The sequence below is a fragment of the Burkholderia sp. Ac-20379 genome, from assembly GCF_017104645.1.
In the GTDB taxonomy this organism is placed as follows: Bacteria; Pseudomonadota; Gammaproteobacteria; order Burkholderiales; family Burkholderiaceae; genus Burkholderia.
The window spans coordinates 1-565 of record NZ_JAAGPF010000799.1; the positions used below are offsets into that span (position 1 = coordinate 1).

The 565-nt window shown below is 74.2% G+C and carries 1 pseudogene; it reads left to right on the forward strand.

Annotation, left to right across the window (positions count from 1 at the left end):
- Nucleotides 1-377 (forward strand): annotated as a pseudogene (locus G3N92_RS34700) (type VI secretion system protein TssA); the annotation flags it as partial.
- Between the last annotated feature and the right edge of the window lie 188 nt (nucleotides 378-565).

The following is a 565-nucleotide window of genomic DNA, read 5'->3' on the forward strand; positions in this document are numbered from 1 at the left end:
TGCTGGGCGTCGATATCGACGAATTGCGCAAGTTCGTCGATGCGCAACTGGCGCGGCGCTTTCCGGAACTGGCCACGGCCGGCGGAACACCGGACGCGACGGACGCGACGGATGCGACCGGCACGCCGGGCAGCGACGGCGAAGCCGCACCGGCCGCCGCCGCTCGCCCCGACACGATCGCCAGCCAGGCCGACGTGATCCGCCGGCTCGACGAGCTCTGCGAATACTACGAACGCGCCGAGCCGTCGAGCCCGCTGCCGGTGCTGCTCAAGCGCGCGCGGCGGCTGGTCGGCAAGAGCTTCGCCGAGGTGCTGGAAGATATCGCGCCGGGCGGGATGTCGGAGCTTCGGACGCTGGCCGGGCCGAACCCCGACTGAGCGCAGCCGAGCGATCGCGCCGCACGCGGGATCGCTCATGCGCCCGACGCCAGCCAGCACCACGCGGCGCAGGCCAGCGCGCCGATCCCCGCCAGGCATATCGCCACTCGCCACAGCGAGACGCCGCGCGCGGCGGTGTCGCCCGACTCGCGCATCGGGCCGGCCGCCTCCGCCCGGCGCCAGCCAGC